At 40.5% G+C, this 24,719-nt stretch carries 22 protein-coding genes; 8 read left to right on the top strand and 14 right to left on the bottom strand.

All coding sequences use genetic code 11. The features are described from left to right. Window positions 1-444: 444 nt before the first annotated feature. From BDD30_RS02470 to BDD30_RS02450, 5 genes are all read left to right on the top strand, one after another. Window positions 445-2,160, top strand: a complete 1,716-nt coding sequence (locus tag BDD30_RS02470; protein WP_231849203.1) for an ABC transporter ATP-binding protein — start codon at window positions 445-447, stop codon at window positions 2,158-2,160. Next, complete coding sequence (locus BDD30_RS02465; protein ID WP_015833940.1) at window positions 2,157-3,800, top strand: ATP-binding cassette domain-containing protein; 1,644 nt, start codon at window positions 2,157-2,159, stop codon at window positions 3,798-3,800. The genes BDD30_RS02470 and BDD30_RS02465 overlap by 4 nt, the downstream gene beginning before the upstream one ends. 273 nt (window positions 3,801-4,073) lie before the next feature. After that, a complete protein-coding gene (locus BDD30_RS02460) occupies window positions 4,074-4,274 on the top strand; it encodes a hypothetical protein (protein ID WP_015833941.1) in 201 nt (66 codons plus the stop codon). Between the two features lie 105 nt (window positions 4,275-4,379). Next, window positions 4,380-4,475: a hypothetical protein gene (locus BDD30_RS24935; RefSeq protein WP_387794976.1), complete on the top strand. Its 96-nt coding sequence runs from the start codon at window positions 4,380-4,382 to the stop codon at window positions 4,473-4,475. Window positions 4,476-4,653: 178 nt separating this feature from the next. Next, window positions 4,654-5,826 carry an alpha/beta hydrolase gene (locus BDD30_RS02450; RefSeq protein ID WP_015833942.1) on the top strand — a complete coding sequence of 391 codons (1,173 nt, stop codon included), beginning with the start codon at window positions 4,654-4,656 and terminating at the stop codon, window positions 5,824-5,826. Window positions 5,827-5,843: 17 nt separating this feature from the next. On the opposite strand, the gene BDD30_RS02445 is transcribed toward BDD30_RS02450, so the two are convergent. The 9 genes from BDD30_RS02445 to BDD30_RS02405 form a co-directional block, all read right to left on the bottom strand. Next, window positions 5,844-6,071, bottom strand: coding sequence for a phosphopantetheine-binding protein (locus BDD30_RS02445; protein WP_015833943.1), 228 nt, complete (start codon window positions 6,069-6,071; stop codon window positions 5,844-5,846). A gap of 32 nt (window positions 6,072-6,103) precedes the next feature. Next, the gene (locus BDD30_RS02440) at window positions 6,104-7,267 is read right to left on the bottom strand and encodes an ABC transporter permease (RefSeq protein WP_249039918.1); all 1,164 of its coding nucleotides are present in this window, start codon (window positions 7,265-7,267) and stop codon (window positions 6,104-6,106) included. A gap of 65 nt (window positions 7,268-7,332) precedes the next feature. Further along, window positions 7,333-7,995, bottom strand: a complete 663-nt coding sequence (locus tag BDD30_RS02435) for an ABC transporter ATP-binding protein (protein WP_015833945.1) — start codon at window positions 7,993-7,995, stop codon at window positions 7,333-7,335. Beyond that, window positions 7,979-9,133 (bottom strand): efflux RND transporter periplasmic adaptor subunit, encoded by a 1,155-nt coding sequence (locus BDD30_RS02430; protein WP_015833946.1) that lies wholly within the window; start codon window positions 9,131-9,133, stop codon window positions 7,979-7,981. The genes BDD30_RS02435 and BDD30_RS02430 overlap by 17 nt, the downstream gene beginning before the upstream one ends. A gap of 48 nt (window positions 9,134-9,181) precedes the next feature. Beyond that, window positions 9,182-13,549, bottom strand: coding sequence for a condensation domain-containing protein (locus BDD30_RS02425; protein ID WP_015833947.1), 4,368 nt, complete (start codon window positions 13,547-13,549; stop codon window positions 9,182-9,184). Between the two features lie 17 nt (window positions 13,550-13,566). Continuing rightward, window positions 13,567-14,061 (bottom strand): hypothetical protein, encoded by a 495-nt coding sequence (locus BDD30_RS02420; RefSeq protein WP_015833948.1) that lies wholly within the window; start codon window positions 14,059-14,061, stop codon window positions 13,567-13,569. Further along, complete coding sequence (locus BDD30_RS02415; RefSeq protein WP_015833949.1) at window positions 14,058-15,068, bottom strand: hypothetical protein; 1,011 nt, start codon at window positions 15,066-15,068, stop codon at window positions 14,058-14,060. Before BDD30_RS02415 ends, BDD30_RS02420 begins: the two co-directional genes overlap by 4 nt. Window positions 15,069-15,721: 653 nt before the next feature. Then, on the bottom strand, window positions 15,722-16,717 hold the full coding sequence (locus tag BDD30_RS02410; protein WP_015833950.1) for a hypothetical protein: 996 nt from the start codon (window positions 16,715-16,717) through the stop codon (window positions 15,722-15,724). 10 nt (window positions 16,718-16,727) lie between these two features. Next, window positions 16,728-17,789: a radical SAM protein gene (locus tag BDD30_RS02405; protein WP_015833951.1), complete on the bottom strand. Its 1,062-nt coding sequence runs from the start codon at window positions 17,787-17,789 to the stop codon at window positions 16,728-16,730. 632 nt (window positions 17,790-18,421) lie between these two features. Here BDD30_RS02405 and BDD30_RS23380 point away from each other — a divergent pair. The 3 genes from BDD30_RS23380 to BDD30_RS02395 all read left to right on the top strand — a co-directional run bounded on the left by BDD30_RS23380 (window position 18,422) and on the right by BDD30_RS02395 (window position 21,205). Further along, complete coding sequence (locus tag BDD30_RS23380; protein ID WP_158307060.1) at window positions 18,422-18,586, top strand: hypothetical protein; 165 nt, start codon at window positions 18,422-18,424, stop codon at window positions 18,584-18,586. Between the two features lie 112 nt (window positions 18,587-18,698). Continuing rightward, complete coding sequence (locus BDD30_RS02400; RefSeq protein ID WP_041381785.1) at window positions 18,699-19,151, top strand: DUF441 domain-containing protein; 453 nt, start codon at window positions 18,699-18,701, stop codon at window positions 19,149-19,151. A 5-nt stretch (window positions 19,152-19,156) separates the two neighbouring features. Further along, window positions 19,157-21,205, top strand: a complete 2,049-nt coding sequence (locus tag BDD30_RS02395) for a tRNA(Met) cytidine acetyltransferase TmcA (RefSeq protein WP_015833954.1) — start codon at window positions 19,157-19,159, stop codon at window positions 21,203-21,205. On the opposite strand, the gene BDD30_RS02390 is transcribed toward BDD30_RS02395, so the two are convergent. The 5 genes from BDD30_RS02390 to BDD30_RS02370 form a co-directional block, all read right to left on the bottom strand. Continuing rightward, complete coding sequence (locus BDD30_RS02390) at window positions 21,156-21,344, bottom strand: YpfN family protein (protein ID WP_015833955.1); 189 nt, start codon at window positions 21,342-21,344, stop codon at window positions 21,156-21,158. The genes BDD30_RS02395 and BDD30_RS02390 overlap by 50 nt on opposite strands. After that, the gene (locus tag BDD30_RS02385; RefSeq protein WP_015833956.1) at window positions 21,332-22,021 is read right to left on the bottom strand and encodes a M15 family metallopeptidase; all 690 of its coding nucleotides are present in this window, start codon (window positions 22,019-22,021) and stop codon (window positions 21,332-21,334) included. The genes BDD30_RS02390 and BDD30_RS02385 overlap by 13 nt, the downstream gene beginning before the upstream one ends. Further along, on the bottom strand, window positions 22,018-23,145 hold the full coding sequence (gene dapE / locus BDD30_RS02380; RefSeq protein WP_015833957.1) for a succinyl-diaminopimelate desuccinylase: 1,128 nt from the start codon (window positions 23,143-23,145) through the stop codon (window positions 22,018-22,020). The genes BDD30_RS02385 and dapE overlap by 4 nt, the downstream gene beginning before the upstream one ends. Window position 23,146: 1 nt before the next feature. Further along, window positions 23,147-23,530 carry an ArsC family reductase gene (locus BDD30_RS02375; RefSeq protein ID WP_015833958.1) on the bottom strand — a complete coding sequence of 128 codons (384 nt, stop codon included), beginning with the start codon at window positions 23,528-23,530 and terminating at the stop codon, window positions 23,147-23,149. A 207-nt stretch (window positions 23,531-23,737) separates the two neighbouring features. Further along, window positions 23,738-24,373: a response regulator gene (locus BDD30_RS02370; RefSeq protein WP_015833959.1), complete on the bottom strand. Its 636-nt coding sequence runs from the start codon at window positions 24,371-24,373 to the stop codon at window positions 23,738-23,740. Window positions 24,374-24,719: the final 346 nt, after the last annotated feature.

Genomic DNA, 24,719 nt, shown 5'->3' with positions numbered 1-24,719 from the left:
CGTTCATTTGCTGTCGCGCTGCAACTTGAAATCTATTGGGTATATATAATTGTTATGCATTTGTAAATATTGTGATAATTCATCGGTTTTTTTGTTGGCTTTTTCTTCACTTGTGACTCATTGTCTGGAATAAGTTATCCATTGGCAATATACTTGCCTGCTTGGATATAGGGTAACCCGTAAAAGGTATTGACAATATAGAATAAGACATAAATTTTATTTTCTGGCTATTTTCTTGTGATAGCGTTTATAAAGATCTCAATCATGTAGTGATAAACGTGAATATTTTGCGATAATTGCATTTTTCCAAATGCAAACAAGATGTTACTGTTGTGATTAATTTGTTATTAATAAGGGCAGCATTAGCTGCATCTCCATATATTGATGTTATGAATAACATCCCTAATTTTACTGAGGTGATATAACCCAAAGATGGAAAACATTATGTCAAAGAATTTAACCGCATGGCAGATACTGTTACGTAGTGCCATACCGTTTAAGGGAACGGTTATGTGTGCCTTTCTGGCCTTAACCGTCACATTATTATGCGATCTAGGTGGCCCCTATATTATAAGGAATTACGTCGATAAGGCGACGTCAGGAACCACTGCTGATCAGCTTATTATGTTGGCAATAATTTATCTTTTCATCGCCTCGATTGGGGTCATGGGTAGTTTGGTCACTAGCTACATGAGCACCAAGGCTGGTTGGGGTATTGCAGATACTATTAGATACAAACTTTTTCATCATGTGATGACGGTTTTACCCGTATTGGAAATAGAGAGAAGATCGCAGGGAGAGCTGTTGGAAAGCGTCGAAGGAAACGCTGACATTATAGGAAAAACGATTTCTAAAGCTGGTTTCAAGGCTATTGGTAATTCAGCACTGGCACTCGGTACATTAATCATTATATTCAATGTCATGCCCCAGGCGGGCATTGCTATGGCTATTGTTATTATATTGGTGGCATATGTACTTATTCAATTAACCAGACTTGCTGTTCGTCGTTGGCTCATTGCGCGAACGGAGAAAGCAAGGATCTTTGGTTTTATCGGTGATTCACTCCATGCAATGGATGATTTGCAGCCATTATCTCAAGCCCATTGGCCTTCCGTTGCATTTCGTAAGATGTTGTCAGTATTACTCAAAATTGAACGCAAGGCTTATATCGGCGGTAGGGCTTTCTGGCCAATTACTCAGCTCTTTTTTGCATTGTGCTTCGGTATAGGTTTTGGCTTTGGGCTTCAGTTACTTGGCCAAGACAGTATAAGTATCGGCACATTAACAATGGTCTATCTCTATGTTGACAAGCTGCGAGAGCCAGTGGAAGACATGTCACAAGAAATAGAGTTGCTACAGAAGTTATTTGCTGCTTTATCACTTGCGGCTAAAACGCTAAGTGAAGGTACTGCAAGTAAATCACCAGATAATCTATTGCCTGATGGCCCTCTCTCTATCCATTTCGATAATGTTGATTTCAGTTATGGTGGGGAAGAAACACAGGTTTTGCATAGCGTTAATTTTTACGTTGCTCCGGGGAGCAAAATTGGCATTATCGGGAGAACGGGAGCAGGAAAAAGCACTATTCTTAATTTGATGTGTGGATTTGCGCAGCCTGATTCGGGAAGAGTGACAATTGGAAATATTGATGTCTCAACAATTAGACCTGAAGAATTTGCGAAAAAGGTTGCCGTGCTTAGTCAGCGTTCTCATTTGTTCTCTGCAACGTTGCGGGAAAATTTAACACTATTCAGTAATGAAATATCTGACGGTCAGATTTGGGCTGTTCTGCAAGAATTAGATGCGCTTGAATGGGCTAAAGCATTACCGGATGGTCTTAATACACTCGTCGGAACCAACGGACGGATAATGTCAGAAGGGGAAATTCAAATGATAGCGGGCGCCAGAGTGATGTTACAGCATTGCTCGTTGGTGATTATTGATGAAGGAACATCTCAACTCGATCCGCAGACTGAAGAGAGTTGGCTGAAATTACTTGGAAAATTAAGTCGCAATCGCACCGTAGTGATGGTCGCACACCGTCTTCATACACTTTCAGCCGTTGATGAAATCATCATTATTGATGATGGGCGGATTAAACAGCGAGTTCCAGAAACAGAAATCGCAATGTTAACCAGCAATCATGGACTCATTGTATGACTATATCCAGTGTATCAACTAAACCTAAGATGTTATCGGCATTGATTGATTTGGTGAAAAAATTTGCCCCTCTCTATTTCATCACAATGTTTGTATGGACACTTATGCACGGTTTTCCTTTGTTGATTGGTTACTTAATCAGTAAGCTACTGGATAGTGCAATAAATGAACCGACTAATCCTACAGTCTGGTGGTTACTTTCCTCTGCAATTGCTGTAATGGTTTTGCGATCGCTAGTTCTCTTCATGGGATTAAGCCTGGACTTTACGTTGATATTTAAAGTAAGTGCTTATTTGAAAGAGAGAGTTTTACGCGGCGTGAGCCATTGTTCTCATAATCAGAGGCACGCTTTTTCACAAGGCGATATTTTGAATCGCATTCGTGATGATAGTGATGAAATTGCGGAATTCTTGAGTTGGACTTCTGATTTTATCTACCGGGCATTACTTTTAATTATCGCATTAGTTGTGCTTATCAACACTGATCCAATAACCACGCTGGCTCTTATGCCGATGATTGTGGGTCTCTGGATTGGCGCGATACTTAAACGCAAAGTAGGTAATTTACAAGAGAGTAAACGTCAATCGCAGGGAGATATTGCAGGTCAGATTACTGATGTTTTAACGGGTATACGTGATCTGCGCCTTAGCAACAAAATTGAAGGTCAGATTGAGAGATTGTCGCAGAAATTTGTGAGTCGACGGGCTATTCAAGCCAAACATCAGGTATTTACTGACCTTCTTTCTGGCCTGTTTAAAAATATTGTCATAATCGGAACATCAGCGGTTTTATTGATAGTGAGTAAACGAATCGTTGATGGCAGTTTTACTGTGGGTAATCTGGCGTTATTTTTGACTTATATCGGCTGGATCAGTGAACAGATATTTTTCTTTGGTCGGTCTATTGCTAATTATAAAAATGCTGATGTGTGTTATGAGCGCATCAAACAGTTATTGGCAGATAAAAGAGAAATAAAAGAAGATGAACAAGGTGAGGTTCTCCATAAGCTTAGTGTTAATCATCTTGCGTATTCAAATACTCAGCTCCCTGTTTCATTTGAAGCGACAACTAATCAGGTCGTTGGAATTGTTGGGGAGATGGGGGCGGGTAAAACCACCTTTTTGCGTTATTTGATCGGTTTGGAAAAGTCCAGTTCTGGCAGTGTGCTTTGGAATAACAGAGAAGTTCTGGGGAATGAAAACTGGTGGCGGAATCCACGTATCGGATATGCCAGACAAAGAGCGGGTTTTTTTGGTGGAACAGTAAGACAAAATCTCGCATTGGGCGATACGGATATTGATGACGATATTATGGTGCAGGCTTTAGAGGCGGTAGGTATGACTCCTGGCTCATATGAGCTACCAGAAGGACTTGATACTGTCATTAATTCTGGCAGCGCCCGGCAACTGTCTGGTGGCCAGCGTCAACGTTTGGCGTTGGCTCGAATGTTATGTCGTCCTGCTGATGTTTATATTGTTGATAATTGTGATTCATCATTAGATGCAGTTACGGCTCGTCACTTATGGTCCACCTTGCCGGAGCGTTGGCCTGGTTTGTGGATTGTTGTTTCATGCAATGCTGATCTTCTCGCTAAAGCTGACCATATTGTTACTGTTCAACGACGGAGGGAGTTGGCATGATCCCTGGAAAATAGTTGTGCCGCATGAGGGAATGCTTAGCCTAATAATGTAATGGCGCTAGGGAATACCGATACGTTAAATGCTTGTCAGAGGCAATGTAAGACTAAAGCAATCGTATTCGTATAATCGTATATTGCTATGCGATTGCCAATGACAACAAGAATCACCTGGCTTTAGCCAGGTGAGTTTCAATGTATAAAGAATGTAGGCACTTGCAATGTGGTTGAGTTGAAGGTTCCACTCAGCTATACAAATATGAAAGGAGAGGTTGTTATGGTAAAAATCGCTGATTATCCACAAATGAAAAGTTGTGCTTGGTATCTTGCTGAAGATACTGAGCTAACTGATCGTGATGCTCTGGCATTTTACGAGCGCAATTGGAAATATGTCGAAGAAGATAAGCTTGAACCCCAGGAACGTCAGTTGATTGAACGACTCATTCATGAGCAGGGGCATGGTTTTTTAAATGTTTAATTTTCGTCTTGCGCATCATAACCGTATTGCGAAGGTGTTAAGCTCTTTATCACAAGACTTTCTTGATGATGCAGATGGCTATTTTGCAGGGGGACCGCAATAGTTATGATGCTCTCTGAGTACAGGGAATCGGTTGATATCGATTTTTTGTGTTCCTCACGTGAAGGTTACAGCAAGCTTCGTTTCGCTGGAGTCAGATAACTATTATCACGATTACTAATCTAAATAATCCCTACACTGATTAAAAAACTATTTCGTCTGAATTTAATCTGCACAATTTTTCTGTATATCGGGCTTTTCATATCAAAAACACCAAAGACTGGGATACTTGAGCAAAAATTGATATAAAAAAGCAAATCACCGTTATTTGAGAAATGGCATGCTTGTTAAGAGATTAATTACCGCGTTGGATGAGGAAATAACAGTATTGATAACTGCGTTACTTGATGAACAATGGGAAGCTGCTAGGGAATTAATGAATGAACCATTGCGCGTGGTGGCTGATGATCTGACTTTAATTGCACTGGCAGACAGTTTGTATAACTCAGATATCGATATTATTTACCACCAGCAAGGTGCTTGTCATCTGCGACTAAATACTCTCAATGGAAAATTCAATCTTTATATTGGGCTTAAAGATCAGCAAATTGATTCGCTTACGTTATCTCGATGCCCGATACCCAATGCGTATGAAAGGCCGGGCATTTTTACCGAAAAAATGCTAAGGGAGTTTGGCCTTGAAGAGCTTCCTGATGGTTTGGTGTGTCTGCCGTCACCACATAATGTCAAAGCACTGGCATTATTGCTTGCTGGTTCTGGTCCGCATTCAATGGATTATGATGTTGGTCCTAATCCACTGTTTCGTATGTTGGCACATGAGTTAAGCCGATACGGTATCGCAAGCGCACGGTTTGACAAACGCTATTATCGCTCTTGGCAGGGAAATACCGATCCAGAGTCGATAGATCTTAATGCAGAAATTGTTGATGACGCATGTAATATTTTAACTGGCTTAATGGAACATACTGAATTTCACAATGTGCCGGTATTCCTTGTTGGGCACAGTTTCGGCGGATATGTTAGCCCATTAATTGCAAAGAATTTACGGCAAAAGTCGGGTCTAAATATTGCGGGCATAGTGATGCTGGCGACGCCATTTCGTAGTTTACTTCAGGTGATTTTATCCCAATTATCCAGTGGGAAAGAGAACGATACGGTGTCTCTTGCGAACTTGCTGGCCGTACCGGAGAGTTATCTCAAACAAATTGAGGGTTACCACGCATTGACTTGCTTAAAAGATTTGCCCTCAATACCTTTATTCTTGGCTCAAGGTGATCAGGATTTTCAGGTTCCGTATGATATTGACTTGGCAATGTGGAAAACTGCACTGCAAGGCAATAAAGATGCGGAATTCAAACTTTATACTGGGTTGAATCACATTTTATTGCCTACAACAGGATATTCCAGTAGCGAGGATTATCTGCAACCAAGCCAGATTCCAGAGCAGGTGATTACTGATCTTGCTACATGGCTTATCCACCACTCATCATGAAATGACAGGTAGCTCAGTTAATTTTTTGCGATTAGATTGATCCAGTCATTAATTGTCGGCCACCGGACCAAATCTGCAAATTTAACTGAATAACCGGCATATTTTAACCGATCAACCAGCATTAACATTTTTATCGAGTCGAAACCAATATCAAAAAGATTCTCGTCTGCTGGAATGGTTTTTTCCTCTGGGTGAAGAGTTGTGATTTCCCGAAGTAAAATTTCATATAAAAGTTGATTTTTCATCGTACCTCCAAAGTTGTGTTAAACAAAACAGGCTACAATTCCCTGATCCCTTCGATCGGCGCGGATGCTGCTGCGCGATGGGATGGATATACGCCAAACACCACCGTAATGAAAAATGCCGAGAGGGAAGCCAATAGAAATGAATAAAATGAGAAGCCAACGGCAATATCAAATAGTGATAAGATCTTGAAACCGATAAATGAGAATAATAATCCTAATAGCGCTCCCAATAATGAAATCAAAAATGCTTCGGTAAGAAATTGATAAAAAATATCGGAATAACTTGCTCCTACGGCAAGTCGTATACCAATTTCTCTTTTACGCTCTCTGACACTGATCAAAATAGTATTCATAACACTAACTCCTGCAACAAAGAGCGTTACCGATGATATTGATAGCAGGAAAAGGTTAATTTTCGACTGAGTTTCATTCAAAGTTTTCAACAATTCCGTAGTATTTCGTATCTCATAGCTTTGTTGACGTTTAAACGGTGATAACTGTTCCTCAACAGCGCGCTTAACTGATTCGACATGAGAAGCGTCTTTGGCTTTCAACACGATACCACTGGGAGGCGTATTGCCGAATAGTCTCACCAGATAGCTATTTCTTGGTATAAAAACAGTGTCATCCACTCCTACATCCATGCCTTCACCTTTCTGTGCCAGGATGCCGGTGACCCGCATAGAAATGTCGTTAATTTTGATATTCTGTTCAAATGCAGATTCTTTATGGGAAAATAGTCTTTCGGCCAAAGAAGCACCTAAAACGACGACGTTTGCCAGAGTCTCGTCTTCTTTTGGTGTATAAAAACGCCCGCGTTCAATGACCAGATTTCGGATAATTGCAATATCCGCATTCGCACCGATCAACTGAGCATTGGTAGTGCCTTGTGGAGAAACTATTGTCCCTGAAGCAGTGGAAAAAAGGGTGCTGTAGCTGATATGCGGATTACCTGAAAGTGACGTGATATCTTTTTGGGTCAGATAATTATTATGGGAATCGAAAGCACCGCTTTCTTGCCCTTTGTATTTTACGGAGATGATGTTACTTCCCATTGAGGAAACAGCTTTGACAATGTGATCCTTAGTTGCCATCCCGATAGCCTGCATAATCACAATTGAAGCTACTCCGATGGCAATACATAGCAAAGTTAAGAAAACCCGTGTCTTATGTGCCACAAGGGAGCGTGCTGCCATTTTGAGGTTAAATAGGATAACAGTAGAATAAATATTAAGCTTTAGGGGTGTTTTTATTATGCCCATTATGTCACCAAAGAACCGTTATCCAGGTACAACTTGCGCTTGGCGTATCCGGCAACAGCTTGATCGTGTGTCACGAGAATGATGCCACATCCACTATTATGTAATTCAGTAAAAAGTTGCATCAGATTGGTCGCATTAGTGGTATCTAGTGCGCCGGTAGGTTCATCAGCAATAATAAACTTCGGATTATTGATTAATGCGCGGGTTACAGCAACGCGTTGCTGTTCTCCGCCAGAAAGATGACGCGGGTATTTATCTAATAAATTATTAAGTTGGAGACGCTTTATTAAGTAATTGAAATATTTTCTGTCGTAATTGAAATCTCTTTTTAAGTAGTACATGGGCATTAAGATATTTTCATCGACCCGGTAATTATCGAGTAAATTGTAGTTCTGAAAAACAAACCCAAAATATTTCCGTCGTAAAAGTGCCAATGAATGAATTTTTTGCTGAGTGATTTCAAGGTCGTTAATAAGATATTTTCCCGTACTGGCGGTATCCAAAAGTCCGATTATATTTAATAAGGTACTTTTCCCTGAACCGGAGCGACCAAGAATAGCAACGTAGTCATGTGGATCGATTGTTAAGCAGATATCTTTCAGCGCAAGATGCTGTTTGTTCTCATTGTCGTAGATCTTACAGATATTATTTAGGATTATCATCTTTACCACCAAGATTATCTTGTTTAGAAAGGACAACGATCTGTTCATTATTCTGTAATCCGCTGACAACAATTGAGTGTACTCCATCATTATGACCAATGAGCAATTTCCTTACTGCGATATTTCCATCTTTCACCTCTCGTAAAAAATAAGCGGTAAGATTCTCATTTAAAGGTTGATGCCGCTTGTTATTTAGTATGTTATTGGGGATGGTCACTACCCCCGTGCTTTCATGTGTCACAATAGTGACATCAGCACTCATGTTGGGTTTTAGCAGGAAATTGTCATTAGTTACATCAAACAGTACCGTATAATAAACTGCATTATTAATTAGGTCTGGTTTATACATGATCTTCTTAACATTACCGTGCCATATATGCTGATTTGCACTATAGATCTTGAAAGAGGCTTTTTGCCCGGTCACGATTTGGTTTATATCTGCTTCAGAAACTTTTGCATAAACGGTCATATTTTTGAGATCGGCAATTTGCATGAGAACGGGTGTCTGTTGATTAACATTTAGGGTTTGTCCTGGATCAACATAGATTGCAGTTACTACGCCGGCAATAGGTGCATAGATTTGGGTATAACTAAGGCTGACCTCTTCGCTATGTAAAATATGTTCATTTTGTTTGATGTCTGCCTTGAGACTTTCAATTCTCGCCAGACTTTTTTTTACTCCGAAAGTTGCCTCATCCAGTAATTGTTGGCTGGTTGCAGAATATAGATTAAGTTGCCTTTGGCGTTTTTCAGTAATGACTAGGAGTTGGTAGGTATATTGTTCCTCCTTCAATATAGCTCGCAATTTTTCTAATCGCGCGCGGCTCGCCTCAACTTTAGTACGATAAAAAGTATCATCAATGCTGGCAACCAGCTTACCGGCTTCGACGATATCCCCGACTTCAACATATAACTTAATTAACTGGCCCGAGATTTGGCTACCAACGTTAACTTGACTAGTCGGTTGTATAATACCAGCAGCATCTACCGTCGTGATGACATCACCTAACGTTCCAGTGATGATTTGCTCTGCCATCACAGCAGGCGTTTCTTTCCGGCTGAATGTGTAATAAACCACGGCGATAAAAATGATCATGATGGTAGTGGTAATTATCCATTTCTTTTTTTTGATCGGCACAATCAGTATCCATCTTAGTATTTGCTATCGTTTCGTATTGTCAGGAGTCTAGTCATGCTGAGCGCCCATGTAATCCAATAAATCAATCAGAAACAGTCCCATATTGTTAATAATCTCTTCAGAGAAAATATCATCGTCATAGAGCCATTCCAGACCCAACCCGGTTGGTGTATTTACTAATTCGAGAGCAATATCCCCTTTGGGCTTAAGCCCCTTAATTTTTTCCTTTGTGCAATGGGTTTCACCAAGATGCAAATTGGTGGAGAATCCCATTTGAGAAGAGAAATAATAAGCGATTTCTGGTAATTGCATATTGTGATAGTGGTGAAGATGTTGTTTTAAGTACGCCAGCGAAATATTGGAATGTGTATTTGCATCCATCAGGAAATCACGGACATACTTAGATACGTTAATCAATGAGGTTTCAGCAGTAGCATAAGGCAATAGTAATGTTGTTGCGAAGCTGCCGACACTATCGAATGACACAGGAGGAACACGGTTGGCGCAAGGGATGCCTACGATTAGCTCGTTTTTATTGAGTAATGATCTGATGGTCATCGAAAATGCCCCAATCACGATATGTTCCAGAGTAACTGCGTGTTTTTTTTGTATCGAAGATAATGTTGCAATTAATTGAGGGGACAATGGCATCGAGTAGCGTCGACCACGAATTCGAAGATTAGCCTCTGGTACAGAATTATGTTTTCCGGTGATAGAAAGTACGTTGACTAGTTTTTCGGTCCAAAAATTCAATGTTTCATCTGACATACGCGGATTAGCGACAGCAACTTCTGTTTTTGTAACGGCCTCTATGTTCTGTGTATTATTGGTATAAGCTGAAGATAATTTTTGCAGCACATGAGCAATTGACATTCCATCACAAAATGCATGATGGAAATTTAACAAGAGATAATGTTCATTCTCCGCTACTTTTAGTAGCTTAAAATATACTGGTGGATTCTCCTGTAATGTCATTGGCTTGAATGCCATATCATTTAAGATCTTGCGTAATGAAATCTCAATGTTAATGCTTGTAGCATAAGTCAGGTCGATATATTCGAAGGGTAAACTCTCTTTGGTAATAGGTAAAAAGGATAAAGAGAGTTGCCCGTCTGCCATTGTTACCCTTTGGCAGAGGGCAGGGAAATATTGCATGGTATACAACAAAGCATGATGTAATTTCTTTAAATCGATATTACCGGCAAGATGATAATATAACGGTATGTTATGTGCCCCTGAACGATTAGAGATAGTGTCAATTATCCAATAATACTGGTCGTGCTGTTCTGTCAGGCAGGTGCTATTTTTATTGGTTAAAACAGGCGTCCGTCCCTGCTGAATAACAGATTGCAACAAATAACCTAATCTGGGAGATTGATAGAAATCTTCCAGACGGATTGTGCAATCAAAGCGTTGTTGGATCTTATTAATTAGCAACAATGCTTTAAGAGAAGTACCGCCTGCGTCAAAGAAATCGGTATCCTCATTAACTATTTTGTCACTATCGCCAAAGACTTCTCGCCATAAAGTGAAAAATAATTCGCGTTTTTCTCCTTCAATTTGTGGCATATTGCTTCTTTTACTTAAATCTGGCTCTGGAACAGATTGATTGGATGAACTCAATTCGACAATAAAAGGTATCTGCAATTTTGGATAGCATCCGCGCAGGAAGGAGACAATTTCGTGGCGATCTATCGGGTATACATCATGAGGTATAAATATATTAATATACTGGTACCCGGTTTCATTTTCTTTTACCGTTAAATGAATCTCGTCGATATCGAAAGTTGTTGCAAGTATTTTGTGCATTTCTTCCAAATTGACACGTTTTCCATCAATTTTTTGCTCTTTATCCAATCGGCCAATGAAATTTAAATTCCCCTGAGTATCGTAAAATCCACGATCTCCGGTTAGATAATAAACTTCTCCATCATTCAATCGTAAGAATTTGCGTGAAGTTGATTCGTCATCATTAATATATCCAGCACAGATAGAATCGCCACGGATGCATATTTCTCCACTACTGCCGCTGATGATTTTATCAGTTCCATATTCCCGAATAACGATAGAGGTATTTGCCAACGCTTTGCCAATGATATTGCCGGGTTGGAATTCATCATCTATTTTTTGGCAACTAGCTATAACACAACATTCTGTTGGGCCATAAGAGTTAATTAAGGAGATCCCGCAGCCTACTTTTTCTAACCAATGGAGGATAGCTTTATCCATTGCTAAATCGCCACCAATAATTGTCATTCTGATCGAAGGTGACAATTCTTTAATGGCTGCATGTAGGAAAAAGACAATTTGATGCCAGTAATTGGTAGGAAAGTTAATTATAGTAACCGATTGAGCATGACAAAATGAAAACAGTGTATCAAGCTCAGCAATCATTTGATCACTGGCAATTGTCAGTGTGGCTCCCAGATAAAAACATCCGAACACTTCTTCAATATAAGCATCGAAAACTGGTGTGCTGAAATTAAGAATAACATCATCCTGTTTAATGCCATAATTATCTGTCATAGCTGCCAAATAAGCATAAAGTCCCTTAAAAGTTATCGGTACTGCTTTTGGCACGCCAGTGGTTCCTGATGTGAAAAAGATATAGGCTTCGTCCTCTTTGGTCGTTGGATGTTTTATGTCATGTTCAAGAAATACTCCATTAGGGATCGTATTTATATCTTCAACAAAGAAAATATGTGCATGATTAATACCGTTTACTTTTTCATGATAACGATGTGCAGTTATCAATAAAGAGATATTCAGTCCACGTAATATACTGCTGATTTCTTCTTGTCCGAATGTCATGTTGATTGGAACAAAGCATAACCCAGTAGCATGGATTGCTAATATAGATAATAAGGATTCCATTCCTCTTGGTAATAACACGGCTACCCTTCGGTTTTGTATCTGATAAGATAATAGCTGCTGGCTGAAGTTTAATAACTTATAGTAAAGTTCACAGTAAGTAAGGCAATGTGCGGCGTTTATTACGGTTTGATTCCCACAAATAACGGCTTTTTTATCTGGTGATTCCGAGGCGATTTGCGCTATTTTGACAATAATATTCTCTTTGATAGGGTGATTTATGGAAATATTACCTATAGTTTTTCCGTTCGATATGGTATTATTTTCTGGTGCTATTTTGTTATATTTTATCCAATATGTATCGATAGTTTCATTGATATTCTCCGTAATAGCGCTATAGATGCGTAAATATTCATCAATCAAAGCATGTGCGGTAAAATAATTATACAGTCGGCTCCCTGCATCTAATTCAACTAATGCCGATTTCTCGTCAGAAGAGAATCGGATATTAATGCCATAATTATTTACTGCACCGGAAGTCATACAACCGCGAGTAGCGCGGTTATTTTTCATGAAATCATGTTCAAGCTCATGTAATAGGTTAACATAGGGCGCAGAAGTTAATTGATCCGCTCGGTTTATCGCGCTATCGCTTAAATCATTTATATCAATACGATTATGTTTGCTATGTAAACTGATCTGAGATTGCATTTCCCCAAGAATCTGTTTTATTGTTGCTTCTGGAGATAAAGAAACCATCAAAGGCAAGGTATTCATAGCGGGGCGATAATAACGATATTCTCCTTTGCTTCGTCTATTGGAGAAAGGTAAATTGATAATACTTGTTGATAAATGGCCCTGTTTGGTCATTTGTAAACATAAGGCCAATATCATTATCAATTTATCATTAAAAGTGAAACTGTCGTTATTTGCGGTGAGCGGTCGGGTGACTTTAATCGTTTTTGAAGGAAATAAGCGTTTCCGTGTGTAATCTTCTAATATGGGAAGTTGGTGAAGATAATTATCCCAATAGTTTTTGTCGTTGGCATAATGTACGCTTGCCTTATATTTAGCGTCATTAAGGTAAGCATGATAGGTAAAAACAGGTTCTAATATTGGCGGAAATGGGGTTTCTTCATAGCAGGATAAAACATCGTGAATTAATTGCCCAATTCCCCAATAGTCTGTAGCAACATGATGAGCAACTATTCCCCAAAAATAGCATCCAATATCATTAAAATAAAGATAATGTCTGATTGTGACACCATTTTCGATGTCCAGCGGTTCAGTTGCTCTCTTTTCAAAATCAGTTTTAGCCGCGTGTTCTATCATCGAATTTGACTGTTTTATCCGTATGACTTCAATCGGTGCAGATCCTCGATCCTGAAAAATGTTTTGTTCAGCAAGACGATAACGTAAAGAAAAACCATCATTAAAATTATGAATGGTCATAATAGCTTGTTCTAGTCTTTCTAGATTAATATTGTCACTGAAGCTGACGAATTCGCCGACATTAAAGGCAGACTTATCATCAGCTACAGTATTAGCAATGGCTAAACGGAGCTGTGTATAGTTCAATGGCCAATAATTTTCACTATATTCCATTATCCTGCGACTCCACTCTATATTTTATTTTGCAACGAGCTATTTATTCTTTCGTAAACAGATTCATCTATGCATAATCCAATATTATCTTCTGCACTAAAACACACCAGAGGACGTTTGCTGGTACGCAGAATAAAATATGTGTTTGGTTTTTTTTGATAGTATCCGGATGAATAATGGATAATATGTATACCATTACTGCGATGAAAGTCATTCAGGGAAGTTCCTTCTTCCCGGCGCAATGAGGAAATAGTCCATTCGTGTGAATATACTCCGGACTTCATTAATAATTTTCCTTCCTTGACCACCGCCTTATTTGATAATAGTTGATAGCTCACAAATAAGGTGATGATGATAAAGAGAGTGGTTGTAATGCCTGCCACCAATTTATTGGGATTACTGTTATTGAGCCAGTATGGTATTGGCAGCAAAACCAGGGCAATAAGGACGAACATGGCGACGTTCATTAATATGACTTTGAGGTCCGGATTTAATCCCACGATATTACTCATGCTACTGCCATTCCTAAAGATAATTCGGTGAAAAGATGAATCACTTCTTTACGCTCTTCGCGAGTTGCCGGCAAATTGATATAACCACACTTTTGTGCAGCAAACAGGCAGGCAGTGATTTCCCTCCGGATAGCTTCTTTAACCAGTGTGTCTACCATCTGTTGATTGTTATAGAGCCTGGCAAGATGAAGAGAAGCCGTACCGGTTGAAAGGTCGCTATGGTCAATTTTGGGTAGATAATTTGCCATGCATACAGTAACGACTGTTTGTACTGCCAGACTTAAATAGGCAGCTACGTTAACCGCCGCCGCCGCATTTACCGCCGCGACGACTCTGGTGCCGACAGCCACGTTAACCGCAGCAACCACATTTGCTCCGACTACCAGGCGGGCAATCTCAATGCTGGTATCGTCTTCGCTGTTTAAAGGCTCCAGAATTTCCTTTAACCGGATAAGTGGAGGATTGTCTGTATCTTGTAGCTGGTAGGATTCGATATGTTCTTTAAAATGTGCAACCAGGTTGGCGTCTTGACTGAGGTGATAATTGATTCGGTTCCTCAGACTTGAGCCTTTCTCGTTTAAACCATAGGTTTTTAGTCGGGAAAAGAGCGCTTCATAATCGTTGGTTTTTACTGCATTCATTAAATCTTTATCATACGTGATGAATAGCAGTAATTCCTCAGCGGAGCCGGGGCTAACAATATCTTTGTCTATACCGAATTCATCCAACACTTTTTCTGGTGATTCTCGATATTCTAATGCTAATTCAGGCTGTTGTTTTATGGTTTCCCAAAACCGGTTATAGGTAATAATTTCTTCCCAAACTTCAACCGGGAGTTTGGCATTTGACATTGACAGTCTCAGCTTATTTTCTTCGATTTCTCCTGGGGAAAGTAGTGAACGTGGCACGCCAAATAGACGAGTGCTGTCAATACTGGCATTAACGGTAGGTATGACACTGCCAATAGCTGCTCCAGCAGCTACACCAATAAATGTGCGTCTTTTCATCATTGGTTCCTTTATAAGTGAACGAAATTCTTTTTTACTGAGTGTTATAAGACGAAATTCAACCTTTTCTTATTAAATTCTTTATTACTGATATAGTTTCATGAAGTAATTATATGGCTAATATTTTTATCAACGATGCTCATTGCAAAAGTATATATTGTGATTACCGTAACAGTATTTGGATATTATTCCTCATATCTGGTGAGAAAGCATAGAATAATTTGTCCTCCGTTCGATTAAAGGTTAGGCGCTACTAACTATTAGCCGGATGGTTCCATTTTGCAATAGGTTAGTTGATTAAATTTATATTTTTGGTGTTTAGGCTAAATATATTGAGTTACAAAATGTGCTTATTTAGAGTCTGCTCACAGAATAGGTGGTGGAAATATTCCTAAAGGATGACAAAATATTTCCTTTCCTTGATTACCACCTCATTCGATATACCCAATAGATTTCAAGTTGCAGCGCGGCGGCAAGTGAACGAATCCCCAGGAGCATAGATAACTATGTGACTGGAGTGCGTGAAAGCAGCCAACAAAGCAGCAGCTTGAAGGATGAAGGGTATAAAAATTTATGGCTTACAAATATGAATCATAGTGATGTTTGTCATTGAGATTCTGTGCTGAAATTCAGATTCAACTCCATGATATTGTCTATGTTATCATCATCTCTAAAGACAATTCGGTAAAAAGATGAATCACTTCTTTGCGTTCTGTCCGAGTCACTGGAAGGTTAATATAACCACATTTCTGTGCGGCAAACAGGCAAGCGATGACTTCTCGCCGAATTGTTTCTCTGACCAGCGTATCTACCATTGCTCGATTGTGATAGATCCTGGCAAGGTGAAGAGAGGCAGCACTGACAGAAATGTCTTCATGATTAATTTGAGGGCGATAATTTACCCTATGTTTTCCAGCTATTTTTGTCAGGATAGTTACTAAGACAAATGCGGATACGCTAGTTGTCGTTGAGACATTTACTGTGGTAGATGTTTGCACGGTAACGACGACGGCCATATTAATAGCGGCAACCATATTTGCCCCCGCTGTAAGGCGGGTATCATCTTTGTTGTTCACAGGTTCCAGGATTTCTTTCAACCTGATAAGCGGGGAACTTTCTGGCTGCTCTAATGGGATGTAATCTTTAAAATGTGCAACCAGATTGGCATCCTGGCTAAGGTAGTAATTGATCCGGCTTCTCAGGTTTGATTTCCTTTTATTTAGGCCGTAAGTCTTTAGTCGGGAAAATAGTTTCTCATAGTTGTTGGTTTTTACCGCATCCATTAACTCCTTATCATAAGTGATAAATAGCAATAATTCCTCTGAGGAACCGGGGCTAACAATATTTTTGTCTATGCCAAATTCATTCAGAACTTTTTCTGGTGACTCTCTATATTCTAATACTAATTCAGGTTGTTGTTTTATGGTTTCCCAAAATCGGTTATAGGCGATGATATCTTCCCAAATTTCAACCGGGAGTTTGGCATGTGACATTGACAGCCTGAGCTTATTTTCTTCAACTTCTCCTGGAGAGAGTAATGAACGTGGTACGCCAAAGAGACGATTGCTGTTAGCTTTTGCGTTAACGGTGGGTATGACACTGCCAATGGCAGCTCCGGCGGCTACACCAATAAATGTACGTCGTTTCATTATTTACCCCTTATATTGAGTCAACTGTATTTTCTGCTGCTGATTGATATATCAGAAGATCCAATCTTTCTTTGGCATTAAATTTTTTGATTATTGGAATAATTTCCCCATGATAATTATCTAATAAATTCTGGCGTGTTCCTTCGTCCTTATGCAAATAGGCACAGGCTTGGCAGGGATGAACGATTTTTTCCAGATTAATGTCGCTATCTTGCGGGCGATATTTTTTTAGAATCGTGTACGGCCCCTCTGTCCGTAACCAGACTTTCATAAAGTCTTCTTCTTGCCCTTTGAAAAGTTGGGCTAAATCACCTCCCTGTAACCGACCCAGTTTCATTTCCGGGATATGCTCTAATGTCAGACCACAGCAGGCGGAAATTTCACCATGTGGTGTCAGAACGATATTTTCAAAGACCTGATCACACCCTTTTGTCAGTTGTTCAGCCCGGTTTGGCACGTTTTTCCGTTCTTCGCTGGTATCATAGAATGGCATCCAGGTGTTTCGTTGTAAGCTGATCTTGTTTTGTTCTTTGAGACGTTTAATGATTGGGTTTTGGGTAATTTGTGTTGCAATGGAGGAATCTGCGGTGTCCTGTTCTATGGTAATCAGTGTCGTAATGTTTTGCTCGGCCAACGCTTCTGCTGCTGCAACCACGCTGTCGATTGGTACCCATTCACTGTGATCTTTCCCGGTACTGATATTTATCTCTGTGATACCGGCATCTGTTAAATCTTGGGCGATTTTTTGCGCCTTTTCCCGATTTTTCCCCCAATAACCATTAGTCACACAACGGGTCAATAAGCCATGTTCTGAAGCAAAACGGATGGCTTCTATGAGGTCTTTGCCTAGTAGGAAACATTCTCCTCCGCTGAAAACGACTAACTTCAACCCTGGAAAGTTAGCTTTTGAATGTACAATAAATTGTTTAATTTCATCCAGGCTGAGGCGTGCTTTCACAGAAGGATTACATTCAAAACAACACTCTTTGCAAGCGGCATTGCAAGTGTATGTTGTGATCACAGTGGCTGTATTCGGATATTTTTCCCAATATCCGGTAGGAAAGCATGACATAATTTACCCCCGGTTAGATTAATAGTCAGGCGATATTCACTATTATCAGTATGAATTCATTTTGCAATGTATTGGTTAATTAAATGCGTATTTTGAGTGTTTAGGCTAAGTATGACTTGTTAAAGGTATGCTTATTTAGAAGCAGCTCACAAAACAGGGCGGGGAATATTTTGATGCAAGATAAAGTAAATAGATATATACCCTTCATCTTTCAAGTTGCTGCTTTGTTGGCTGCGTTCACTTACCGCCGCGCTGCAACTCGAAATCTATTGGGTATATATTGAGTTTATACCAATGGTCGGTCTTTAACTTAAATATTTCATAAACAATGATAAATATAGTCAGAAATGATTGTAATTGTCTATGGTAATCGTAAATTTAGTTATCATCAACTTTATCAACAGTTTTTCTCGTTAACTGCGAATTTAATTTTAGCCGGCATAAAAAAGTGATAACGAAATAATACAAGTGTTAGAACTGGCTGAATTTTATATTACATTTTTGTGTTGCCGAAAATAAGGGGTCTATTAATGCTTTATTTAGTCATAATAGTTGCCGGATAATTTTGAAATTATTGATGCTATATGAATATATAAAACTCGATATTGGCGATCCGGAAAGAGGGGAGTTGTTTGTTCTCAGCAACTGTTGCTTTCAGGAAAAGTAGCTATAATGGCATATCGCTTGATTCGACGGATACCCATATGCAGCATTCCATGGGAAAACAGATGATGATGAAAAAATACGATTTGTTGATGATAGATGATAATGATAATAGTACAACACTGACCAGTTAATTGTTTAAAAATTATTAATAATATCAGTAAGTAAAAAATTAGTTTATTAATGAAATACAAGGAAAAATCGCCCTGGTCGAGTCGATTAAGGCAGCTTAGGGTATTAACGTTTATGAGCCATATCGATCCTACTTTACTCGTGTTGTTGGTGCTGGCAGCGCTGGGTATCATCAGCCACAACCTGACCGTCACTCTTGCAATGTTGTTCCTGCTAGTTATTCGTATAACGCCATTAAATCAGTTCTTCCCGTGGGTAGAAAAATATGGGTTGACGGTTGGTGTGCTTATTTTGACTGTGGGAGTGATGGCACCTATCGCCAGTGGAAAAATCACTGTACAAGCGGTTCTTAACTCATTTATGCATTGGAAATCGTTATTGGCAATAGTGATAGGTGTCTTAGTGTCATGGTTGGGCAGTCGGGGTGTTTCCCTGATGTCTAATCAACCATCGATAGTCGCTGGTTTGCTCGTGGGAACTGTGCTGGGTGTTGCCATGTTTAAAGGTGTTCCGGTCGGGCCGCTGATTGCTGCGGGGATTTTGTCATTGCTGATTGGTAAATCGTAATCGTTATGTTGCCAGAATTAAGTGCGATCCAGGCGGAAATGCAGCAACAAGGATTACGTCGTTTGCTAGTGCTGAGTGGAGATCATAATTGGTGTCACCAACAGGCTCATGAGTTACAGCAGGAGTTTATGGGTGATTGGTTATGGATCTCTTATCGCAAAGAGAAAGCTGTTCTACCTGAAAAAGCGGCAGGATTATTGGGTCAGGAGTATTTACACGGAGTATTTGATGCTACCGAAGGTTTGAATGCGGAAGCACTGGCGATACTAGCGGGTACGTTGAAAGCAGGGAGCTGGTTGGTGATGATGGTGCCATCATGGCACCAATGGAATGATCAACCAGACCGTGACAGTATTCGCTGGAATGAACAATCAGGTGCTATACCAACGCCGAATTTTATTCAGCATATTCAACGGCAAATTGCTAATGATCGTCAGGTTTTGCTATGGCGGCAAAATGATCCCTTTTATATCCCTGAATTGCCGCAATATAGAGAGTGGCAACTACCTGATGGTCAGCCAACAGCCCATCAGCATACTATTTTGGCGCGACTTTTGCGGGCAAATCAGGGGGTATGGGTGATTATTGCCCCGAGAGGGCGAGGTAAATCGACACTTGCTGGTATGTTGATACAGCAATGGCAAGGACATTGCTGGCTAACGGCACCCGCAAAAGCAACCACTGAAGTTGTCAGGTGTTATTCAAGTGAAAAAGGACAATTCTGGGCAGTAGATAATTTGTTGAAGTATTGCAGACAAAATAGCGTATCAGATATTGATTGGTTGCTGATAGACGAAGCCGCTGCTATTCCAACGCCCCAGTTATTTGAACTTATCAGTTATTTTCCCCGAATATTATTAACAACAACAGTACAGGGATATGAAGGTACCGGACGAGGATTTTTGCATAAATTTTGTGCTGAAATTCCTGGCTGTCATATATTGAACCTGACAGAACCTATGCGTTGGGCGGAAAGTGATCCGCTGGAAAACTGGCTGGAAGAAGCTTTATTGTTTGACGATGCTGTTCCTGCAAATCATTCTGCTAAAGCGATCGGCTATCACGTATATCAACAGCAGCAATGGATTCAGCAACCTGAGTTACTAAAACAGTTTTATGGAATATTAACCAGTGCTCATTATAAAACCTCACCTTTAGATTTACGGCGTTTACTGGATGCCAAAGGAATGCAATTTGTTGCAGCTCTTGGCAATAACACTTTGATTGGTGCTTTATGGATGGTTGAAGAGGGCGGATTATCCGCTGAACTGGCACATGAAATATGGGCGGGAAGACGTCGCCCAAGAGGAAATTTGGTAGCGCAATCGTTAGCGGCCCACAGTGGTTTACCCCAAGCGGCTGTCCTGAAATCTCAGCGAATTAGCCGGGTTGCGGTGCAGGTTAACCGTCGAAGACAGGGTATTGCTCAGGGAATGATTGCGTTTCAACGCGAAAGAGCAGAAGAGCAAGGAATGGATTTTATTTCTGTTAGCTTTGGTTATACCGCTGAACTTTGGGCGTTATGGCAAAAGTGTGGTTTCCAACTGGTACGAATAGGTACCCATCTGGAAGCCAGCAGCGGTTGTTATACCGCAATGGCAATTTTTCCACTCAGTCAACAAGGGATTGCACTTTGTGTTCAGGCACAACAGCAGCTTGCCCGTGATGCCTATTGGTTGGAGTCACAGATTGGATTCAGCTTGCCTGTCGATGACCAGGCTGACCAACGTCTCAATCAAAATGACTGGCAGGAGCTTGCAGGTTTTGCATTTGCTCACCGGCCATTGTCTGCTTCATTGCCCGCTTTACAGCGATTGTTATTGAATTGTGGTTTGCCGCTGACAGCGCTAAGAAATCACCTTCAGCGGGAAATGAGTATTGAACAGTGTGTCACTGAGTTAAGGTTGAATGGGCATAAGGCATTAACGTTACTCTGGCGGCAAGAAACCGCGCAGGCGCTGGTCAGCCTCGACGAGAAACTTGCTATGTACTGGCAGGAGTGGACTACTGTTTTTTCTGAGGCCAATCGTCTTCATCATCCCATTTGTCATTAAGATCCCGGTGAGGGGGGAGTTCTGGTTTATTATCCAAAAATTTTTTGACATCCAAACGGCGTAATTCTTTGATGGCATTGAGAAGAACACCAACCAGTAAAATTAAAATAATCCACCAGTAATCAGCTAACCATTGCATCGGGGTGTCTCCTGTGGAGTGCGGAGGTAGTTTTCAAATAGAAAAGATAGGTTAGCCGATAGCCAGTCGATACCTGCGATATCATGCTGTTGCCATACATCCAGTAAAATCTGTTCAGTTAGCAATTTTTCTAATTGTTCGGATAGTGGCCAGTAGCTGATATGCCATGGTTCATAAGCAACGCCACCTCCGTGTCCACCAAAGGGGCGGTAAAAACTGAAGTGCGGCATGTTTTCTGTCAACCAGTGAGTTAATGGTTCAAAATAACCGCCTTTTTCATATTCCCAAGGTTCCAATTGTAATTTCTGGCTTTCCGGCAGCAGCGTTGGATCATAAATATCCAGTTCGGTTCCCCAATGATGACGGCTGGCACCGGGCAAGGCAGACCAGCGAAGAATAGCTTTACAGAGTTCACCTTCTGTTAACTGGGTGATATCCATTGGTTGGCTATTTTCATCCAATACAGGGCGTGTGCCCCGGAATTTGTCATTCCAGATAGCCTGTTGGCGCTGAAAATCGCGGAAAGTGCTGGCAGGTTGCAAATTAAATCCCGCGCTTGCTGCTGCTTGCTGCATGGAGAGAAAAGCTTTGGCTGCTTCTGGTTGTAACTGATGGTTGCCAGAGAGAGGAACCAAATGCTTGGTAGTCAGGCCGGTCAATATATTTGCTGTTGTCACTGGATTAGCTGCTCCATAACACGCTGATAAATCCGGCTAAGTTGTTGCAGATCTGCGGCACTGACAGCCTCATTAACTTTATGAATTGTTGAGTTGATTGGGCCCAGTTCGACAACTTGAGCACCCATCCGGGCAATAAACCGTCCGTCTGATGTACCACCGCTGGTGGATAATTCAGGCTTATAGCCACAGTAATGGTCTATTGCTTGTACGACGGCATCGACCAATTCGCCTTTGGCTGTCAGGAAAGGCTCTCCTGGTAATATCCACTCAATAGTGTAATCCAGGTCGTGGTTTTTCAGGATGGTTTCAACCCGTTCACGGATTTGGCTATCGGTTAGTTCTGTACTGAAGCGGAAATTAAATTGAACCTGTAAATTTCCAGGGATCACGTTATGGCTGCCTGTTCCGGCATGAATATTGGCAATTTGCATACTGGTCGCCGGGAAAAACTCATTTCCTTGATCCCAGTGTGTACTGACTAGTTCTTGTAAAGCAGGGATAGCCCGGTGAATTGGGTTATCAGCTAAATGTGGATAGGCAACATGGCCTTGAATGCCATGGACAGTCAAATTGGCTGTAAGGGAACCACGACGGCCATTTTTCACCATATCACCGAGGCGATATTGGCTAGAGGGTTCACCAATTAGACAATAATCCAGTTGTTCATTACGGGACATCAATGCTTCAACCACTTTAACGGTACCATTGGTGGCTTGCGCTTCTTCATCTGAGGTAATAAGAAAAGCTAGGCGGCCATTATGATTAGGGTGGCTGGTAACAAAGCGTTCGGCTGCAACAACCATGGCGGCCAGCGAACCTTTCATATCCGCTGCACCCCGACCATATAACATGCCATTACGAATGGTCGGCTCAAAAGGTGGATGTTCCCATTGAGATTCATCACCCGCAGGAACAACATCGGTATGTCCTGCAAAGGCCAGCGTTAAACCTGTACCACGATAAGCCCAAAAATTGTTTGTATCGCCGAAAGGCATCCGTTCAATGGTGAAGCCGATCGCTTGCAGGCGGGAGATCATAATATCTTGACAACCTTTATCGTCCGGACTGACTGATGGTTGCCTAATGAGTTGTTGTGCAAGTTCAATTACAGGACAAGTCATCTTAGAGTGCCTCAGCAAAAAATTGCTGATATTTATCTGCGTTATAACCCAACAGACAGTTACCTTTGGCAGAAATTAATAATGGACGCTTGATAATTGCGGGCTGTTCCAACATTAACGCTTTTGCGACATCAGCGTTATTAATTGCGGCTCTCTGTTGGTCAGTGAGTTTACGCCAGGTCGTGCCGCGAGTGTTAATCAGTGATTCCCAGCCAAGTTTGTCAATAAATGATTGTAAGAGAGCTTCGTTTAATCCATCTACACGGTAATCATGAAAAAGATAAGCGATTTTCTGTTCTTCCAGCCAATGACGGGCTTTTTTTATGGTGTCGCAGTTTTTGATCCCGTAGAGAGTAAAGGCAGAGTGAGAAGGTTTATCTGACATAAATAAGAGATCCCTAAAAAAAGTTTAAATACCTAAATATAATGCTGGAAAATGCCAGTTTTATCTAGACGGTATCTGGATTTTTATTGCCAGAGATATCAAGAGGGTTTGGTGAGCTAGCTTGTCTCACGCAGGTTATTGTACTGAACAAAAACCATAAAAGCCGGTCCCCGGTTATAAACCTAAGGGAGCGGCTTAGCAAAAATATTAGGCTATCCCATTCTTTCTATGTTGCAGATACATAATTGTTGCAGCCAGACGGGAACGTACATTTAGTTTTTTTAACAAGTTTCTAATGTGTACTTTTACTGTTTCTTCAGAAATAAAGAGTACATCCGCAACTTCCTTATTGGTCATGCCACTGGAAACCTCTTTTAATACATCTAATTCACGTTTGGTCAATTCAGATAAAGGATCAACGTGTTTATGGCGGTTAGCCAGATGTTGATATATTTTTTCACTAAATACAGTTTGTCCACGAGCTGCGTGGCGAATACTGCTTAATAGTGAATCTAAATCACTATCTTTGAGTAAATAGCCATTGGCACCAGCGTCAATAGCCGCGTAAACATCATTCCGGTCATCTGAAACGGATAATACCAGCACATAAGAGTTGATCCCTTTTCTACGAATAGATTTAATTGTGTCCACGCCTGAAAGACCATTCATATTGAGGTCTATCATAATGACATCAGGTTTGAGCTTGCATGCAATGTTTATTGCTTCTTCTCCGTTGTCCGCTTCCGCAGTGACGGTAAGCGCACGGTCGAGCTCTACAATTTGTTTCAGGCCATGGCGAATGAGAGGGTGGTCATCAACTATCATCACTGAATGGTTATACATTGTCCTTCTCCCTTATAGGTAAAGCCACGAAATTCAGACTTTTAATTCGATTGGTAGGCAGTAATGAATGAGTCTGCCCTAAATTAAATTGATACAAAAAAATTTTATAAAAACCGATTGAGTTACAAAGTTGATAGCTCTGTAAGTCCAGAAAACACATCCTGATATAAAAAGATAAATAGCGCAAATTAGTTTGATAAGTAAAAAAAGAATGTGAGTAATTTTCACAAAAAACACATAACTTTGATGAGGAAAATAATATTGTAAATCAATTTGTTATAAATCTAATTATTAGATTTGTTTTCTTTTATAAAATTTATTTTAATTGAATTTATATTGAGAGTTT

This window comes from Photorhabdus asymbiotica, assembly GCF_003634575.1.
In the GTDB taxonomy this organism is placed as follows: Bacteria; Pseudomonadota; Gammaproteobacteria; order Enterobacterales; family Enterobacteriaceae; genus Photorhabdus; species Photorhabdus asymbiotica.
Note: the sequence above shows the minus strand (reverse complement) of the source record. Positions and strands in the feature narration are given on the sequence as shown.

Bases quoted from the DNA above. Each gene is read 5' to 3' on its own strand.
- BDD30_RS02470 (WP_231849203.1), top strand. From the start codon at position 445: ATGTCAAAGAATTTAACCGCATGGCAGATACTGTTACGTAGTGCCATA.
- BDD30_RS02465 (WP_015833940.1), top strand. From the start codon at position 2,157: ATGACTATATCCAGTGTATCAACTAAACCTAAGATGTTATCGGCATTG.
- BDD30_RS02460 (WP_015833941.1), top strand. From the start codon at position 4,074: ATGGTAAAAATCGCTGATTATCCACAAATGAAAAGTTGTGCTTGGTAT.
- BDD30_RS24935 (WP_387794976.1), top strand. From the start codon at position 4,380: ATGATGCTCTCTGAGTACAGGGAATCGGTTGATATCGATTTTTTGTGT.
- BDD30_RS02450 (WP_015833942.1), top strand. From the start codon at position 4,654: ATGCTTGTTAAGAGATTAATTACCGCGTTGGATGAGGAAATAACAGTA.
- BDD30_RS02445 (WP_015833943.1), bottom strand. From the start codon at position 6,071: ATGAAAAATCAACTTTTATATGAAATTTTACTTCGGGAAATCACAACT.
- BDD30_RS02440 (WP_249039918.1), bottom strand. From the start codon at position 7,267: ATGGCAGCACGCTCCCTTGTGGCACATAAGACACGGGTTTTCTTAACT.
- BDD30_RS02435 (WP_015833945.1), bottom strand. From the start codon at position 7,995: ATGATAATCCTAAATAATATCTGTAAGATCTACGACAATGAGAACAAA.
- BDD30_RS02425 (WP_015833947.1), bottom strand. From the start codon at position 13,549: ATGGAATATAGTGAAAATTATTGGCCATTGAACTATACACAGCTCCGT.
- BDD30_RS02420 (WP_015833948.1), bottom strand. From the start codon at position 14,061: ATGAGTAATATCGTGGGATTAAATCCGGACCTCAAAGTCATATTAATG.
- BDD30_RS02415 (WP_015833949.1), bottom strand. From the start codon at position 15,068: ATGAAAAGACGCACATTTATTGGTGTAGCTGCTGGAGCAGCTATTGGC.
- BDD30_RS02410 (WP_015833950.1), bottom strand. From the start codon at position 16,717: ATGAAACGACGTACATTTATTGGTGTAGCCGCCGGAGCTGCCATTGGC.
- BDD30_RS02405 (WP_015833951.1), bottom strand. From the start codon at position 17,789: ATGTCATGCTTTCCTACCGGATATTGGGAAAAATATCCGAATACAGCC.
- BDD30_RS02400 (WP_041381785.1), top strand. From the start codon at position 18,699: ATGAGCCATATCGATCCTACTTTACTCGTGTTGTTGGTGCTGGCAGCG.
- BDD30_RS02395 (WP_015833954.1), top strand. From the start codon at position 19,157: ATGTTGCCAGAATTAAGTGCGATCCAGGCGGAAATGCAGCAACAAGGA.
- BDD30_RS02390 (WP_015833955.1), bottom strand. From the start codon at position 21,344: ATGCAATGGTTAGCTGATTACTGGTGGATTATTTTAATTTTACTGGTT.
- dapE (WP_015833957.1), bottom strand. From the start codon at position 23,145: ATGACTTGTCCTGTAATTGAACTTGCACAACAACTCATTAGGCAACCA.
- BDD30_RS02375 (WP_015833958.1), bottom strand. From the start codon at position 23,530: ATGTCAGATAAACCTTCTCACTCTGCCTTTACTCTCTACGGGATCAAA.
- BDD30_RS02370 (WP_015833959.1), bottom strand. From the start codon at position 24,373: ATGTATAACCATTCAGTGATGATAGTTGATGACCACCCTCTCATTCGC.